The organism is Bradyrhizobium erythrophlei, assembly GCF_900142985.1.
Classification (GTDB): Bacteria; Pseudomonadota; Alphaproteobacteria; order Rhizobiales; family Xanthobacteraceae; genus Bradyrhizobium; species Bradyrhizobium erythrophlei_B.
Window position 1 is genome coordinate 2,354,246 of the sequence record NZ_LT670849.1, and the last position, 14,875, is coordinate 2,369,120.

16 protein-coding genes and 1 pseudogene are annotated in these 14,875 nt (G+C 61.5%); 14 read left to right on the plus strand and 3 right to left on the minus strand.

The features are described from left to right. Nucleotides 1-23: 23 nt before the first annotated feature. From BUA38_RS11045 to BUA38_RS11085, 9 genes and pseudogenes are all read left to right on the plus strand, one after another. Nucleotides 24-2,075, plus strand: coding sequence for a sensor histidine kinase (locus BUA38_RS11045; RefSeq protein ID WP_172806161.1), 2,052 nt, complete (start codon nt 24-26; stop codon nt 2,073-2,075). Continuing rightward, nucleotides 2,045-3,787, plus strand: a complete 1,743-nt coding sequence (locus BUA38_RS11050; protein ID WP_072817960.1) for an ATP-binding response regulator — start codon at nt 2,045-2,047, stop codon at nt 3,785-3,787. The genes BUA38_RS11045 and BUA38_RS11050 overlap by 31 nt, the downstream gene beginning before the upstream one ends. Nucleotides 3,788-3,791: 4 nt before the next feature. Continuing rightward, a complete protein-coding gene (locus BUA38_RS11055) occupies nt 3,792-4,529 on the plus strand; it encodes a response regulator (RefSeq protein ID WP_072817961.1) in 738 nt (245 codons plus the stop codon). Between the two features lie 317 nt (nt 4,530-4,846). Further along, nucleotides 4,847-5,449, plus strand: a complete 603-nt coding sequence (locus tag BUA38_RS11060) for a thioesterase domain-containing protein (protein ID WP_172806015.1) — start codon at nt 4,847-4,849, stop codon at nt 5,447-5,449. Nucleotides 5,450-5,707: 258 nt separating this feature from the next. After that, complete coding sequence (locus BUA38_RS11065) at nt 5,708-6,319, plus strand: sigma-70 family RNA polymerase sigma factor (RefSeq protein ID WP_072817963.1); 612 nt, start codon at nt 5,708-5,710, stop codon at nt 6,317-6,319. A gap of 215 nt (nt 6,320-6,534) precedes the next feature. Further along, on the plus strand, nt 6,535-7,128 hold the full coding sequence (locus tag BUA38_RS11070) for a L,D-transpeptidase (protein ID WP_072817964.1): 594 nt from the start codon (nt 6,535-6,537) through the stop codon (nt 7,126-7,128). A gap of 57 nt (nt 7,129-7,185) precedes the next feature. Next, nucleotides 7,186-8,223 (plus strand): amino acid ABC transporter substrate-binding protein, encoded by a 1,038-nt coding sequence (locus BUA38_RS11075; RefSeq protein WP_072817965.1) that lies wholly within the window; start codon nt 7,186-7,188, stop codon nt 8,221-8,223. 154 nt (nt 8,224-8,377) lie between these two features. Continuing rightward, nucleotides 8,378-8,923 (plus strand): carboxymuconolactone decarboxylase family protein, encoded by a 546-nt coding sequence (locus BUA38_RS11080; protein WP_072817966.1) that lies wholly within the window; start codon nt 8,378-8,380, stop codon nt 8,921-8,923. A 46-nt stretch (nt 8,924-8,969) separates the two neighbouring features. Next, a pseudogene (locus BUA38_RS11085) lies at nt 8,970-9,465 on the plus strand (VOC family protein). A gap of 5 nt (nt 9,466-9,470) precedes the next feature. Here the strand turns inward: BUA38_RS11085 and BUA38_RS11090 are convergent. The 3 genes from BUA38_RS11090 to BUA38_RS11100 form a co-directional block, all read right to left on the minus strand. Beyond that, nucleotides 9,471-10,721, minus strand: coding sequence for an MFS transporter (locus BUA38_RS11090; RefSeq protein WP_072817967.1), 1,251 nt, complete (start codon nt 10,719-10,721; stop codon nt 9,471-9,473). A 260-nt stretch (nt 10,722-10,981) separates the two neighbouring features. After that, on the minus strand, nt 10,982-11,350 hold the full coding sequence (locus tag BUA38_RS11095) for a nuclear transport factor 2 family protein (protein ID WP_072817968.1): 369 nt from the start codon (nt 11,348-11,350) through the stop codon (nt 10,982-10,984). Between the two features lie 60 nt (nt 11,351-11,410). Further along, nucleotides 11,411-12,085 (minus strand): DUF938 domain-containing protein, encoded by a 675-nt coding sequence (locus tag BUA38_RS11100; RefSeq protein ID WP_072817969.1) that lies wholly within the window; start codon nt 12,083-12,085, stop codon nt 11,411-11,413. A 240-nt stretch (nt 12,086-12,325) separates the two neighbouring features. Between BUA38_RS11100 and soxX the strand changes: the two genes are divergently transcribed. The 5 genes from soxX to BUA38_RS11125 all read left to right on the plus strand — a co-directional run bounded on the left by soxX (nt 12,326) and on the right by BUA38_RS11125 (nt 14,863). Then, nucleotides 12,326-12,625, plus strand: a complete 300-nt coding sequence (gene soxX, locus BUA38_RS11105; RefSeq protein ID WP_072826024.1) for a sulfur oxidation c-type cytochrome SoxX — start codon at nt 12,326-12,328, stop codon at nt 12,623-12,625. A gap of 51 nt (nt 12,626-12,676) precedes the next feature. Continuing rightward, nucleotides 12,677-13,186 (plus strand): thiosulfate oxidation carrier protein SoxY, encoded by a 510-nt coding sequence (soxY, locus tag BUA38_RS11110; protein ID WP_072817970.1) that lies wholly within the window; start codon nt 12,677-12,679, stop codon nt 13,184-13,186. 11 nt (nt 13,187-13,197) lie between these two features. Next, nucleotides 13,198-13,509, plus strand: coding sequence for a thiosulfate oxidation carrier complex protein SoxZ (gene soxZ, locus BUA38_RS11115; protein WP_072817971.1), 312 nt, complete (start codon nt 13,198-13,200; stop codon nt 13,507-13,509). 197 nt (nt 13,510-13,706) lie between these two features. Further along, the gene (soxA, locus tag BUA38_RS11120; RefSeq protein ID WP_072817972.1) at nt 13,707-14,543 is read left to right on the plus strand and encodes a sulfur oxidation c-type cytochrome SoxA; all 837 of its coding nucleotides are present in this window, start codon (nt 13,707-13,709) and stop codon (nt 14,541-14,543) included. Then, the gene (locus tag BUA38_RS11125; protein ID WP_072817973.1) at nt 14,540-14,863 is read left to right on the plus strand and encodes a hypothetical protein; all 324 of its coding nucleotides are present in this window, start codon (nt 14,540-14,542) and stop codon (nt 14,861-14,863) included. Before soxA ends, BUA38_RS11125 begins: the two co-directional genes overlap by 4 nt. Nucleotides 14,864-14,875 lie beyond the last annotated feature (12 nt).

Genomic DNA, 14,875 nt, shown 5'->3' on the forward strand with positions numbered 1-14,875 from the left:
CCGACCAGCATGAGACGAGCGAATTGCCGACGAGCCTGACGGCGCGCGGCCATTCGCGGCTGGTCGCGCTGGTTCGCGCCGTTCCGATCCGCTGGCGCATCCTGTCGATCGCCGCATTGAACTCCGCCGTCGTCGTGGTGCTGGTGGCGCTGATCTGGAACGGCGTCCAGGTCTTGGGGATGGCCTGGGACGACGTCCGGCAGGTGCGTGAATCCGACAAGGTCCTGGCCACGCTCGAGAGCGAAACCGGACACCTGCAAAACCTGATTCATCGCTACATCACCCAGCCGAGCCCGGAACTGTTCGCCGAGATCTCGCATCTGCGCGACACGGTGCTGGGTACGTTGAAGACACGCGCCTCGACAGACCCGATGCTTTCCGGTTCGGTGCAAAAACTCGAGCAGGTCACGGAGCGCTTCCTCAACGGCTTCAGCGAACTGCGCGAGGTGCAGGCGACGATCTCGAAGACCTACGAGCAGGAAGTGCTGGCCCCTGCCCGCGACATGGCCGGGCTCTATTCGATCATCGAGGGCGCGACCGGCCATCGCAATGCGCTGATCTGGCCCTCGCTCGGCAAGTCCCGCGAGGCCTTCACGGCGATGCTGGTTGCCGCCAACTCATATTATCTTTCGCTGGCGACTGCCGCGGCGGAGGAAGCCAGCCGCAATACCGAGACCATCCAGCAGACCATCCCGGTCATGAGCGACCTCGCCGACAACGACCTGCAACGGATGGCGCTGCAGCGGCTGAATACGCGAACCAAGTCGCTCAGCGATGGCCTGACGAAACTGTCGGCGCAATTGACCAACCGCACCGAATTGCTGCGTGACGCGATCGACGCCAGCCAGGCCGAGGCCTCCAACGTTATCGACGAACTCTCCGACAAGATGCGCCAGCGCGAGCAAAAGGCCCAAGAAACCTTCGACCAGACGCTCGCCGACATTTCCCGCAAAGTGCTTTCCGTCGCCGTTATCTTCTTAGGGATCATCATCACCGCCGGCGTCCTGATCGCGCTGTCGATCCGCCTGCCGTTGCGGCAGATCATGACGGCGATGCACGCGATCACGTCGGGCGACCTCAACCGCAAGGTTCAAGGCACAAGCGCCAGCGACGAGGTCGGCGAGATGGCGCGCGCGGTGGAAGTGTTCCGTGAAAACGCGATCGCCAAGCGCAAGACCGAAGACGAGTTGCGCGCGGCAAAGGAAAAGGCGGAGAACGCGTTGCACGAGCTGAACGCCGCCCAGCAGAACCTGATCGACGCCGAACGGCTGGCCGCGCTCGGCGGCCTCGTCGCGGGCGTCGCCCACGAGGTGAACAATCCGATCGGCATCAGCCTGACGGTTGCCTCGAGCTTTGCGCGCCGCACCGAGGCATTCGAGGACGAACTGAAGAGCGGCAACGGACTGCGCCGCTCGCAGCTCGACGAATTCGTCAAGACCTCGCGCGACGCCGCCCAACAGCTCGTGGGCAACCTGCATCGTGCCGGCGAATTGATTCAGTCCTTCAAGCAGGTCGCGGTCGACCGTTCGCATGCCGAGCGGCGCACCTTCAATCTGAGCGAGGCAACCGACCAGATCATCGCGAGCCTGCGGCCCGCGCTGAAGAAGGCCTCGATTGCGCTGTCGGTCGAGGTGCCGGAAAACCTCATCATCGACGGCTATCCCGGCTCTTACGGCCAGATCCTGACCAACCTGTTTCTCAACGCCGCCACCCACGCTTTCCCTGACGGGCGTTCCGGCAACATCACGATCTCGGCAAAGCCCCGCGGCAGCGATGATGTCGAGATCATCTTTGCCGATGACGGCGCCGGCATGACCGCCGACGTGCAACGGCAAGCGTTCGACCCCTTCTTCACGACGCGCCGCAACGAAGGCGGCACGGGCCTCGGCTTGCACATCGTTTACAATCTGGTCACCCAGCAACTGGGCGGCCGGATGATGCTGGATTCAAGACCGGGACAAGGCACCACGTTTCGCATTATCATGCCCAAGACCGCCAAGGGCGGCCAGCCGGCAGAAAACCGGGATCGCGACAGGACTGATTCATGGCCGAACAGGACGATGTCCTCCACCTGATCGACGATACCGGTGTCGCGCCGGAAGCATCCGGCGCGCGCAAATGGAAAATCGCGGTCATCGATGACGATCATGCGGTGCATGAGGGTACGCGCTTTGCGCTGAGCGATTACAACCTCAACGGACAGGGTCTTGAGATTCTGTCGGCCTATTCCGCCGCCGAGGGCCGGCAGCTGATGCGCGCCCATTCCGACATCGCCGCGGTGTTGCTCGACGTCATCATGGAAACGGATGCCGCAGGGCTCGATCTCGTCGAATATATCCGCAACGACATCCGCAACGAGACGGTCCGTATCATCCTGCGCACCGGTCAGCCCGGGCAGGCCCCCGAACGCCGCGTCATCGTCCAGTACGACATCAACGACTACAAGGCGAAGACCGAACTTACCGCCGACAAGCTGTTTACCTCGCTCACGGCGGCGCTGCGCAGCTATCAGCAGCTCGAACGGATGGTCCAGACCCGCCGCGGGCTGGAGATCATCATCGATGCCGCCTCGACGCTTTACGACTTCAAATCGATGCAGCGCCTTGCCGAGGGCGTGCTGACCCAGATCGGCTCGCTGCTCAACGTCGACTGCGCCGGCATTCTGGTGCTGCGCGACGGCGGCGACGTCAACGATGAATTTTCCGTTCTTGCCGGCTCCGGCTGCTACAGCCGCTTCATCGGCGCCTCGGGCGCGAAATCGCTCGATCCCGACCTGCGCAGCATGGTCGAAGCCGCTTTCAAGCGCCGCAAGCACGAATTCGTCGACCAGCGCACCGTGCTCTACGTCCGCACCGGCTCGGGCCGCGAAGTAGTCGTGCTGCTTCAGGCCGAGCGGCAATTGTCGGAGACCGACCGCTCACTGGTCGAAATCTTCGGCAGCCGGCTTTCGATCGCCTTCGACAACGTCATTCTTTACCAGCAGCTCCAGCAGGCCAACAGCCAGCTCGAGGACCGCGTCGCGCAGCGTACGCGCGCGTTGATGCAGGCCAACCGCCGGCTGTCGGCGCAATGGCTGCGGCTTCAGCGCGCCAATGGCTTCAAGAACGAAATTCTCGGCACCGTGGCCCACGACCTGAAGAATCCGCTCGGAGTGATCCTTGGCCGCACCGAAATGCTGACCGAACTGATCGCCGCCAGCTCTCCGCGTGAAAATATCACCTCGCAGATCGACCATATCCGCGACGCCACCAAGCGCCTGACCTCGATGGTCGATCACCTGATCTCGGACGCGATGGCCGATGCCTTCGACATCACCATCCGCCGCGAGCCGGTCGATATTGCGGCCCTGGTCGGCGAAGTGGCTGACGCCAATCAGCCGCTTGCCGTCAACAAGCAGCAATCGATCACGGTGTCCGCCGCTCCCAACTTGACCGCGACATGCGACGCCGACCGGATGCGCGAGGCGATCGACAACCTGATCAGCAACGCCATCAAATACAGCCCGATCGGTGGCAAGATTTCGGTGCAGGTCGGCCAGGAAGGCAACAAGACCGCGATCCGCGTCGTCGACCAGGGCGCCGGCCTTTCGCCGGAAGATCTTGGCCGGCTGTTCGGGCGCTTCCAGCGGCTGTCCGCCAAACCCACGGCAGGCGAGAGCTCGACGGGCTTGGGACTTTCGATCGTCAAGCGTATCATCGACATGCATGGCGGCGAGGTCGCTGCCAACAGCGGCGGGCCTGGACAAGGCTCGACATTCACCATCACATTGCCCGTAGCAGACGCGTGATCACATGAGCCAAAGTCAGCACATCATCATTGTCGATGACGAGGCGCCGGCTCGCGAAATGGTCGGCGATTACCTCAAGATGCACGGGTTTACCGTCACGCTTTGCGACGGCGGCAAGAGCCTGCGCGCGGCGATCGAAAACAACGTGCCCGACCTCGTGGTGCTCGACCTCAACATGCCCGAGGAAGACGGGCTCTCTATCATTCGCGACTTGAAGGGCCGTACCAACGTACCGGTCATCATGCTGACGGCCACCGCAAGCCCGATCGATCGCGTGGTCGGGCTCGAACTTGGCGCCGACGACTATATCGCCAAGCCCTGCGAGTTGCGCGAGCTGATGGCGCGGATCCGCTCGGTGTTGCGGAGAAGCACGCCGGCGCGCGCGCAAGGCGGCGATGCCAACGGGGCGAAGGCGGCCAAGGATTCGCTGGTGCGGTTCGGCACCAAATGGCTCGACCTTCAGGCCCAGGCGTTGCGCGACGACGAAGGCAACGAACACCCCCTGACGGCCTCCGAGTTCGGCCTGCTCAAGGTCTTTGCCGCCAATCCCAAGCGCGTATTGTCGCGTGAGCGGCTGCTGGAACTGGCCAATGCCCGCGACAGCGAAGCTTTCGACCGCGCCGTCGACCTGCGCATCATGCGAATTCGCCGCAAGATCGAGATTGATCCGACGAAACCGGCTGTGATCCGGACGATTCGTGGCGGCGGCTATCTGTTCTCACCGGCCGGCGAGAAGGCTTGACTTGGCCGTTCGAGAAACCTGCCTCATCCGTTGCATCAATGAAACAGCGGCTGTCAAACTGAAGCGGCCGGATGCCCGTTCTGGATTTTGGCGCTCCGATCAAGTAATCCATTCGGAAGCGACCAGGGCGCTTTAGGCCCTGCGTGAACGCGCAAGTGGGAGAGCCGGTTTCCCACGCAACCTTTAACCAGCGTTCGCGCGACGATTGCAGCAAGACAACAAGCCAGACTGCGATGGCGATCCGGCCTGGGGCCGTCGCGCTTTGGCCGTCCGCCGCCGCCGGGCGGCGCATATGGGTTTTGGGGATTACCGCTGCCATGCTTTCTTTTTTTCGTGTGACGTTTCGATGGGCAAGCGCGGCGCTGCTTGTCGCTTTGTCGGTGGTTGACGTATCTCCGGCCTCGGCGGCGACGGCCGTGCACAAGAAGGTGTACCTGCTGCGCGGTTTGACCAACGTGCTGTCACCCGGGATCGACCAGCTCAACGAGGAACTGCATCGGCGAAACGTCGACGTCACGATCGCCAATCATGCGTTTTCGGATTCGCTGGCCTCTGAGGCCATCGAGGGCTGCAAGAGCGGGCGCTTCGGTTCGATCGTGCTGGTCGGCCACTCGCTGGGCGCCAGCGCAGCCGCCAGCATGGCGGAGCAATTGCAAAGAGCCGGCCTTCACGTCGCGTTGATCGTGACGATCGACCCCGTCACCAAGATCGTTGTACCGAGCAACGTGCATCTGTTGAGAAACTACTTCCTTTCCAGTGGAGTCGGGACAGTGGTGGAGCGCAGTGGCCAATTCCACGGCACGCTGCAGAACGTCGATATGGGAAAATCCGAATATGGACACGTCTCGCTGACGACCGCCCCGGTCGTTCAGAACCAGGCGTTGCGGGATATCCTCACCGCCAATTCGAGCTGCCGCTGACAGTTCAGCGCTAGGGCGCGCTGTTTACGCCCGGTACCGTCGGCGCCGCGAACGGAAGCAGGCCGGCGGCCGCCAAAATTTATCTACCTAAAATTGCTGCTATTTTACCCCCAATTGTTTCGTCGCAAGGCCTGCGACGAAACAATTCTCCTGACCACGAAACCATTTTTCCCTTTTCTCGCAGACATCCCGAAACCGTCACCCACTACCAAAGGAGGGTAACGAAGCGCCGCCACAGGGCGACACCGGGAGACCGTCATGCAAAACGTCGTAGCCATCAATGCAGCAGCTCGCCAGGGCATCCTTGCCGCTCAAGCGACCTCCGACGAATCGCTGCTTGAGAGCATTGCCGAGGGCGGACGCACCGCGATGCATATCCTCTATTCCCGTCACCACGTGCGGGTTTATCGTTTCATCCTGCGGATGGTGCGGGACGCTACGACGGCCGAGGATCTGGCCAGTCAGGTATTCCTCGACGTGTGGCGAACCGCAAACCAGTTCCAGGGGCGTTCGCAAGTATCGACCTGGCTGCTGTCGATCGCTCGCTTCAAGGCCCTGACCGCCTTGCGTCAACGCCGGCACGAGGACCTCGACCAGGAGGAAATGCTGGAGATCCCCGACGACGCCGACACGCCGGAAGCCTGTCTCGACCGCTCCAGCACCAGCGCGATCTTGCGCGCCTGCGTCGCCAAGCTGTCGCCGGCGCATCGCGAGATCATCAACCTCGTCTACTACCACGAGAAGTCGGTCGAGGAAGTGGGCAACATCATCGGCATTCCCCAAAGCACGGTGAAGACCCGGATGTTCTATGCCCGCAGGCAGCTCGCCGATTTGCTCAAGGTTGCCGGCATCGAGGGCCTGGCCGCCTGAGCGCCACCGCCTCACGCCTCAGAAGGCGAGCCCGAGCCTCACGGCTTGGGTTCGCGAGCCGCGCTCAAAGCTTCCTGAAAATCATCAGTTTCGCTATAAAAGCAGCGGTTCGGCTGCATGATAGCCAGTTTACTTGCCATCACGCTGCCCCTGGGATTTGATGATAGCTGGCTTGGCCAAAACGGGCCACGGCGGGAGAGGCACAAGAGGCAAAAATGACAAAAATCCGTCACCTGATCTGCATGACGATGGCAGCCGCAGGCCTGATGCTTTCGGCCTCGGTCAGCTTTGCGCAGCAGCCCGACCGGGGCGACGAGCCAGGACTGATCGCTGACGACGGCTACCAGCTCGATCCCGAATGGCAGAAGCAGATGGTGTATTTCCGCACCACGGAGCCGCCGGGCACTATCATCATCTCGACCGCCGAACGTCATCTTTATCTGGTCCAGCCGGGCGGCCGCGCATTGCGCTACGGCATCGGCGTCGGCCGCGACGGCTTTCAGTGGCAGGGCTTGTTGAGCATTACCCGCAAGGCGGAATGGCCGGATTGGGTGCCGCCGCCGGAAATGATCGAGCGCCAGCCCTATCTGCCGCGCTTCATGGCCGGCGGTCCCGGCAATCCGCTTGGCGCCCGCGCCATGTATCTCGGCGGCACGGTCTATCGCATTCACGGCACCAACCGCCCGGACACCATCGGCACCAAGATTTCGTCCGGCTGCTTCCGCCTGGTCAATGCCGACGTTGCCGATCTCTATGACCGGGTGCCGGTAGGGACCAAGGTCGTCGTACGGCAAAAGCCGGAACTGTAACGAACACCCATTTTCCAGACAGCATCACAACTTCCCGATCGGGGCGAGGGGTAGATCATGCGTACATTCCGAGGCGGCCTTCTGATTGGGCTTGCGATCGCCGTTGCGGTCGCAGCCGTTGCCGTCACCTACGAGCTCTACGACACGCGCACCCTGAAGCGGACCGTTCGCCGCGGCGAAGTGCAGTGCGGCGTCAACAAGGGGCTGCCGGGCTTCTCGATCCCTGACGACAAGGGCAACTGGACCGGGTTCGATGTCGACTTCTGCCGCGCGGTCGCCGCCGCCATCTTTAACGATCCGGCCAAGGCAAAATTCATCCCGCTCGACGCCAATGAGCGTTTCAAGGAATTGCAAAGCCGCAAGGTGGACATTCTCTCGCGCAACTCGACCTGGAGCATGTCACGCGAGACCTCCTTCGACCTCTATTTCCCGGCGGTCGCCTATTATGACGGTCAGGGCTTCATGCTGCCGCGCGCGCGCAACATCGATTCCGCGCTCGACCTCAATGGCAGCAAGGTGTGCGTCCAGGACGGCACCACCACCGTGCTCAACCTCGCCGACTACTTCCGTACCAACAACATGAAGTACGAGGAAAAGAAGTTCGGCAAACTCGAAGACGTGGTCAAAGCCTATGAATCCGGCCAGTGCGACACGCTGACCGCCGACGTATCGCAACTTTATGCACTGCGGCTCAATCTCGGCAAGCCGGTCGATCACACCATCCTGCCCGACGTGATCTCGAAGGAGCCGCTTGCGCCCGTGGTGCGGGAGCGCGACGACGACTGGATGCTGATCGTGAAGTGGACGCTTTACGCGATGATCAACGCCGAAGAACTCGGCGTGACGTCGAAGAACATCGACGAAGCGCTGAAGTCCAAGAAGCCGGACGTGATGCGGCTGGTCGGCACCGAGGGCAACTACGGCGAGGAACTCGGACTGACCAGGGATTGGGCGGTCCGGATCATCCGCCATGTCGGCAATTACGGCGAAGTCTATGAGCGCAATATCGGCTCGGAATCCAAGTTGAAGATTCCGCGCGGATTGAACCAGCTCTGGAGCGCCGGTGGCATTCAATATGCCCCGCCGATCCGGTAGAACGTTCAACCTCTCCCTCATCCTGAGGAGCGCTCGCGCGTCTCGAAGGATGAGGCCGCGAACCGGGCCTCAAGGTTCGAGACGCTGCGCGTGAAGCGCAGCTCCTCACCACGAGGATACTTCAAAGAACAACAAAGCATAGAGGAACGCCAGGATGCGGCTGAAATTGCTCACCCCAGAGGAGATGAATCCGGCGCAGAAGCAGACCCACGACGAAGCGATCGCGGGAAAACGCGGCAAGCCGCCAGCGCCGATGATGGCCTGGCTCAACAGCCCGGAAATGGCGCGCCACGCCACCCGGCTTGGCGAGGTGTTGCGCTTCGATACGATCTTTCCGGCAAAACTGTCTGAAATCGCAATTCTCGTCACCGCGCGGCACTGGACCTCGCATTACGAATGGTTCGCCCACAAGCGCCTCGCGTTGCAGGGCGGCATGGACCCGAAGATCATCGAGGACATCCGCGACCGCCGGACGCCGACCTTCGACGACCCGAAAGCGAAGATGATCTACGACGTCGCGAAATCGCTGCACGAAGGCCACGGCGTACCCAAGGCGCTTTACGACGAGGCCGTCGAGCTATTGTCCCTGCGCGGGGTCGTCGAGGTGATCGGCCTCTGCGGCTATTACACCATGGTCTCGATGACGCTAAACACCTTCGAATTCGGCCTGCCCGACGGGCAGGTATCGGAGCTTGCGTGAGCCTTGGCCGCTTCCTAAATCCCTCTGATCACGCAGGGGAGCAGCCATGCCGCAAAATCCGCCCATCGTCGCCGGCACCAGGATCGGCCATGTCCATCTCAAGGTCGCCGATCTCGATCGCGCGCTGGGCTTTTATTGCGGCGTGCTCGGCTTCGAGCTGATGCAACGCTATGGCACCGAGGCCGCTTTCATTTCGGCCGGTGGCTATCATCACCATATCGGGCTGAACACCTGGCACAGCAAAGGCGGCCATCCCCCCTGCTCCCGGAACCACCGGGCTGTTTCACACCGCGATCCTTTACCCGACGCGCCCCGCCCTTGCCGATGCGCTCCATCGCGTCACCAGTGCCGGCATTCCACTTGACGGCGCCAGCGACCACGGCGTGAGCCAGGCGCTTTACTTGCGCGATCCCGACGAGAACGGCGTCGAGCTCTATTGGGACCGGCCCGAGGCCGAATGGCCCCGCGCGGCCGACGGATCACTTGCAATGTTCACCCGGCGGCTCGACCTCGAAGACCTGATGCGCGAGCGCGTGGCGTAATCTCGTCAAGACACGCGGCGTTCGGGCTCGTTGCCCTGTGACAGCCTGCCGCGGAACATCACCAGCATGGCGGCGATCAGTTCCAGCGCGATACAGCCATAGAAGGGCAGCGTGTAGCTGCCGGAGAGGTCGCGAAGCGCGCCGATCACGCCGGGGCCGAATGCGTAGGTGATTTGTGTGATTGCGGTGAGCAGGCTGATCAGCACGCCGAAAGATCGCGGATCGAACTCGCGCTGCACAATCAGCGACGGCAGCGTAATGAGATTGCCGACCGAGAAGCCGAACACGGCGCAGGCTGCGATCAGGGCCACTTCATTGCGGAAATTGATGATGACCAGAAGCGCCAGCGCCTGGCTCGCAAACGAAAGTGCCGAGGCGAGCCGCTGATTGAGCCGGTCGATGACGGTGGAAAACAGCAGGCGTCCGATCACGGCCATTGCGGTCAGAAGCGCGATCGCCACCGTCGCGCTAGCACGGCCAATGACGGGATCGAGAAACGAGATCAGGTGAACGACAAATCCCACTTGCGCAAACAGCACCAGCGCAAACGCGATCGACACCGACAGGAATCCGACGTTGCGCAAGGCGCAGGCGCGGATTTGCGCGGATGACGCCACCCCGCCCGCCGAAGGGAGCCTGCTTCCCGACACCAGCGGCGGACGGCCGACAAATATGACGACCACCGGAATCACCAGCACGATCATCAACGACGACGCCGCGATCATCGCGCCGGAAAATCCGAGTTGGCCGATGGCGAGCACCAGCAAGGGAACGCCGGCCACGCCGCCGAAGCTCGCGCCATTGAGCGCGAGGCTGATCGCCATGCCCCGCTTTTGATCGAACCAGAGCCCCAGTGTCGTGCTGATCATCGCGAGGCTGGTGCCTGCCCAGCCGAGCGCCAGCAGGACGTTGGCGAGGTAAAGCTGCCAGAGCGAGGTGACCTGTCCCATGACGATGACGGCGACAGCCATCGCAACCGTCCCGGCCACCAGGCAATTACGAGGACCGAACTTTCGAATCGTCTCGGCAACGAAGATGACGAGCAACGCGCCGAACAGGTAGAAAAAGGTGGTCGCGGTCGAAATCAGCGATGCCGGCCAGCCGTGCAACCGGTGCAATTCGGCGAGATAAACGCTTTGTCCGTAGAAGCCGAACGCCCAGCCAAAGGTTGCGACCAGAAAGCAGACGGCGACGATCCGCCATCCCTCGTAGTGAGCAGAGCTCTCGTCGATCGAATAGGGATTTGAAGCTTCCACGACGGGGCCTCCCGATCAGGGAGATCAGATAGGCCGCAGCCCGCCTCGCGCCAAGGCGATTATTTCGATCCAGATCGAAGTGTCAGCAGTTGGCACTAGCACCGCCGATCTGAAGTCCCTGTACCACAAGCGGTGAGTTCGATCAGGGACTTCAGATCGACAAAGCGGTGCTAGAATCAATAAGTTTTCTAGTGCCGATGACTTTCCGAAGTTCGTGACGGTGGGTGCTGCAATGGAGCACGAACTTCGGAAAGTGGGCACTAGCTGCTGCCAGTGACCTTAGTGGGGTCATAGAAGAAGCGCTCGCGAAAGATCAGATCGCCCCGCCATTCCTGCCAGGCGACTTCGTCGAAGCGGCGCACCAGGCCGGATTTCTCGGTGAGCACGAAGTTCCAATGAATGGCGACGCGGTCGCCTTCGACCACCGACGACACGCATTTCGAATAGACGTCCGACATCCGCGCCAGCGCTGCGCGCTCATGAGCGACAAGCACATCGCGGCCGACACGTGGCGGCGCGGCGTTCTCCTGCATGGTGGCGTCTTCGGTGTAGTAGCGCTCGATGGCGCCGGCGTGGTCGCCGGATTCGACCACGGCAATGAACTCATCAAGACGGGCTCGCGACGGCATCGATCTCTCCTGCGGTGAATTCCCGGATCTATGGCGACGCCGCGCGCCATGCAACGCTGCTCAGGCTCGGCGGAGCACGAGAGTGAGGTTGTTGGCTGGCATCTCGGCAATATCGATCAGCGAGAGCCTGGCGCGGTCCGCCAGCTTCTCGACCTCATCGACATCGCGCAATCCCCATTCGGGATTTCCCCGGCGCAGGCTGGCGTCGAAGGCGACATTGCTGTCAGCCGTATGCTTGCCGCCGCGCTTGAACGGACCGTACAGAAAAAGCATGCCGCCATTGCGCAGCGCGTGCCCCGCCCCGGCAATCAGGCCTTCAGCGACCTGCCATGGCGCAATGTGAATGACGTTGGCGCAGAACACGGCGAGCAACTCGCCCGGCCCGCCCTCGCCCTTCATGACAGAGCCCCACGCGGGATCCGATACGTCGAGCCGCCGGGCGGGGCGGATGTTCGCCAACGCCGAATGGCGCCGCCAGGCTTCGATGCTGGCGAGGTGATTGTCGTTGAGGTCGCTCGGCCACCAGGTGACTTCGGGAAACTGACGGGCAAATTCGACGACGTGTTGGCCCGTGCCGCTTCCGATCTCAAGCGCATCGCCGGATTTTCCGGTCAGATATCGTTCCAGCACACTCCGGATCGCCTCATAGTTACGGTGAAAGGCCGGCGCATCGAGGCGTCCGTCGGTCTGACGACTGCCGCCATCCTTGCCAAACTCGACGACATAATCGGGCATGACCTGCCTTTCGAATTTTCATCGCTGCGGCGCAAACTAGTGCTCCGATTCCGAAGTTCGTATCACATTGCGGCCTCACGTTAACGAACTTCGGAATCAAAGGAGCATTAGCCGCGTTGTCACGCGATAGCCTTTATGCTTTGAACGATTATATTCGGCTATATCGTGTACTGGAACCGTGTCTTGATCGACCGCCGTTCACTCAAGGTTTTCTTGCTGGCGCTCGTGGCCGCCGGCATCATGACGCCGATGGCGGCGCACGCCCAATCGAATGCGGCCGAGGGCGAGAAACTCGCGTTCGACCGCGCCAAAGGCAACTGTCTGAGCTGTCACGAGATCAAGGGCGGCGACCTGCCGGGGTCGATCGGACCCCCGCTCCGGGATATCAAGAGCAAATATCCCGACAGGGCCGACCTCGTTGCGATCCTCACCGACGAGAGCCGTCGGAATCCGCTCACCGCAATGCCGCCGTTCGGCCGGAATCGCATTCTAACCGAACAGGAAATCAACGCGATCGTGGATTTCTTGCAAACGCTATGAGTACCGCAAGATCAGAACTGCCAGCCAGGCGGCAAATTTGGGAGGTGAGCGATGACAAATTTCGATGGAGCTTCGCCGGTTACGCGGCGTCTTGTTTTACGTGGCGCAGGCTCGATCGCGCTCGCGGGACTTGGCCTTGCGGGACTTGGCATCGCCGCCTTCCACACGCCGGCGGCGCTTGCCGCGGCCAACGACAAATATCCGGAAGACGCCTTCAAGCAGAAGGACGGCAAGGAAGCGATCAAGCTGCTTTACGGCCGCACGGCCGAGCCTTCCGACAAGATCAAGCTCGATGCGCCGGAAATCGCGGAGAACGGCGCGGTGGTGCCGATATCAGTTTCGACCAGCATCCCTGAGGTCACCTCGATTGCTTTCGTGGTGCCGGAGAACCCGAACGTGCTGGCGGCGTACTACAAGATTCCGCAAGGCACGATGCCCAGCATCGCCAACCGCCTGAAGATGGCCAAAACCAGCAACGTCATCGTCCTCGTGGAATCCGGCGGCAAGCTTTTCAGCGCGACCAAGGAAGTCAAGGTCACCGTTGGCGGCTGCGGCGGTTAAGGAGAACTTCCATGGCATCGAGCATCCGCGTCCGCGCGATCACAAACGGTGAGATCACCGAGGTTCAGACGCTGATCCAGCATCCGATGGATTCCGGCTTCATCAAGGATGACAAGGGCGAATTCATCCCGGCGCATTACATCAGGGAACTGACCTTCGAACATAACGGCAAGGCCGTGTTCATTGCCGATTGGGGAACGGCTGTCTCCAAGGATCCATATGTCAAATTCGCCTTCAAGGGCGCGGCCAAGGGCGACGAGTTGAAGGTGAACTGGATCGACAACAAGGGCGAGACCGACACCGCGACCTTCAAGATCCAGTAATGTCGCGTGTTGGCCGGGCTAGTGGAGTGGATTTGGCATTCGCTGCTGGCCAAGCCGCAAATTCGTAAAGCGAATGTCAAATCCTAAACTCCACTAGAAACCCATATTTTGCTAGTGGTCCTTTTGATTCTAACATTCGCAAAAGTGGCCGCTGAGAAGGGATGCGAATGTTAGAATCGGACCGCTAGGAGACGGACGTGAGATTGCTTCTGATTTCGCTTGCGGCTCTCCTGCTTGCTGACGCGGCGGCTGTCGCCGACAGCACGGACCCGGCCGCCGAGGCACGCGCTTTCCGCGACTACTTCTTTCGCAAATTCCCGAACGTGAAGCCGGATGATTTCTCCAATGGTCCCTACGCCCTGAACGAGGACATGCGGCGACAATGGGAAGAGAAGGAGCAGTTTCCACCGTACGAATTTTCTCTCGAAGCGGGCAAGGAACTGTTCGCCAAACCTTTCGCGAACGGCAAACATTATGCCGATTGCTTTCCCGACCAGGGCATCGGCATCCGGCAGAACTATCCGCAGTTCGACGCAAAAAGCCGCAAGGTGATCACGCTTGAACTGGCGCTGAACCAGTGCCGCGAGGCCAATGGCGAGAAAGCGATCTCCTACACCGGCGAGGACATGGCAGCCCTCACCGCCTATATGGCCTTCACCTCCCGCGGCAAGCCGTTCGACATCAGGATTCCCGACGATCCCCGTGCGCTTGAGGCCTATGAGAACGGCAAGCGCTATTTCTACACACGGCGCGGGCAGCTGAATTTCTCCTGCGCGACCTGCCATGTGCAAAATCCCGGCGAGCGGCTGCGAGCAGAAGTGCTTGCGCCGGCGCTTGGAATCCTCAACGCAATGCCGATCTATCGTTCTGAATGGGGCGGCATGGGCACGACAAGCCGGCGTTTCATCTCCTGCAACAGCCAGGTGCGCGGTGTGCCGCTTGAAGCGCAGAGCGAGGAATATCGCGACCTCGAATATTTCCTGTCTTACGTCAGCAACGGCTTGCCGATTTCCGGGCCGGGTGCGCGGCCATGACGGACTCGTGGAAAATCTCGCTTGGATCATTTGGGCTGCTCGCCGCGGTCTGCATTGGCAGCGCGGCACTTGCAGCCGGCACCGAGGCCGATTTCAAGCAAGCCTACGCCGCGGCCGACGCCGCCGAGAAAGAGGCCGGCCGCCTGCGCAACCAGTGGCTCGCAACCGAAGCCGCTCTCGCTGATGCCAGGAAAGCCGCCGAGAGAAGCGACTTCGATCGTGCGGTCGCGGCCGCCAGGGAGGCCGAGGCATTGGCAAAAGCATCGATTTTCCAGGCGACGAGCGAAAAAGAAGCCTGGAAGAATCTCGAAATCCGCTAGTGGGGATGCGAA

Bases quoted from the DNA above. Each gene is read 5' to 3' on its own strand.
- BUA38_RS11070 (WP_072817964.1), top strand. From the start codon at position 6,535: ATGACAAAAATCCGTCACCTGATCTGCATGACGATGGCAGCCGCAGGC.
- BUA38_RS11060 (WP_172806015.1), top strand. From the start codon at position 4,847: ATGCTTTCTTTTTTTCGTGTGACGTTTCGATGGGCAAGCGCGGCGCTG.
- soxZ (WP_072817971.1), top strand. From the start codon at position 13,198: ATGGCATCGAGCATCCGCGTCCGCGCGATCACAAACGGTGAGATCACC.
- soxY (WP_072817970.1), top strand. From the start codon at position 12,677: ATGACAAATTTCGATGGAGCTTCGCCGGTTACGCGGCGTCTTGTTTTA.
- BUA38_RS11065 (WP_072817963.1), top strand. From the start codon at position 5,708: ATGCAAAACGTCGTAGCCATCAATGCAGCAGCTCGCCAGGGCATCCTT.
- BUA38_RS11075 (WP_072817965.1), top strand. From the start codon at position 7,186: ATGCGTACATTCCGAGGCGGCCTTCTGATTGGGCTTGCGATCGCCGTT.
- BUA38_RS11100 (WP_072817969.1), bottom strand. From the start codon at position 12,085: ATGCCCGATTATGTCGTCGAGTTTGGCAAGGATGGCGGCAGTCGTCAG.
- BUA38_RS11080 (WP_072817966.1), top strand. From the start codon at position 8,378: ATGCGGCTGAAATTGCTCACCCCAGAGGAGATGAATCCGGCGCAGAAG.
- soxX (WP_072826024.1), top strand. From the start codon at position 12,326: ATGACGCCGATGGCGGCGCACGCCCAATCGAATGCGGCCGAGGGCGAG.
- BUA38_RS11055 (WP_072817961.1), top strand. From the start codon at position 3,792: ATGAGCCAAAGTCAGCACATCATCATTGTCGATGACGAGGCGCCGGCT.
- BUA38_RS11050 (WP_072817960.1), top strand. From the start codon at position 2,045: ATGGCCGAACAGGACGATGTCCTCCACCTGATCGACGATACCGGTGTC.
- BUA38_RS11095 (WP_072817968.1), bottom strand. From the start codon at position 11,350: ATGCCGTCGCGAGCCCGTCTTGATGAGTTCATTGCCGTGGTCGAATCC.
- BUA38_RS11125 (WP_072817973.1), top strand. From the start codon at position 14,540: ATGACGGACTCGTGGAAAATCTCGCTTGGATCATTTGGGCTGCTCGCC.